At 66.0% G+C, this 582-nt stretch carries 1 protein-coding gene; it reads right to left on the bottom strand.

The genetic code is table 11. From position 1 onward, the window contains the following. Positions 1–54: 54 nt before the first annotated feature. Positions 55–438 (bottom strand): DUF4345 family protein, encoded by a 384-nt coding sequence (locus tag AC01FP_RS18785; RefSeq protein ID WP_474482437.1) that lies wholly within the window; start codon positions 436–438, stop codon positions 55–57. Between the last annotated feature and the right edge of the window lie 144 nt (positions 439–582).

Below are 582 nucleotides of genomic sequence, written 5' to 3'. Positions count from 1 at the left end.
CCGCGCTGGGCGGGGGCGCGGTCATCGCTGCCAGCGCCCTGGGCTGGCTGTAGTCTAGCCGACCCGGTGCGGCAGCACCCGGCTGGCGATCAGCAGCAGGATGACCATCGCGCCTTCGACCACCATCGGCTGCCAGTACTGGTCCCACGGCCCGTCGACCGCCAGCCCGACGAAGCGGCCCAGCAAGGCCACCCCGAACAGGCCGGCCGGCACCAGCAGCAGGTCGCCGTTGCGGCGCCATGCGCCGATCATCATGCACACCGCCCCGACCACGAAAAAGGCCGTCATATCGGCGCGGATCGTGGCGAGCCCATGCGCGGAATCAGGGGTCAGGCCAAAGTCGGTTCCGGAAGCCACCGGGTCGAGCAGGAAACTGACACCCATGAACAGGAACAGCAGGCCAGCGGCAAAAATCAGTCCGGTCAGTACCAGTCGCATCGATATCCTCTCCCTCAGCTGCGGCAGGTTACCAAGGCGCTAGGGATATGTCGCCAGACAAAATTATCCCTGCGCCGGTCAAGACGCAGTGACAGGGACTGGCGCGAAGGTGCCTGCGCGGTTAACCTTGACCGCACCAGACAG

The organism is Cyanobium sp. NIVA-CYA 375, assembly GCF_056108345.1.
Note: the sequence above shows the minus strand (reverse complement) of the source record. Positions and strands in the feature narration are given on the sequence as shown.

Excerpts from the sequence above, each read along its gene's own strand:
- AC01FP_RS18785 (WP_474482437.1), bottom strand. The coding sequence starts at position 438 with ATGCGACTGGTACTGACCGGACTGATTTTTGCCGCTGGCCTGCTGTTC.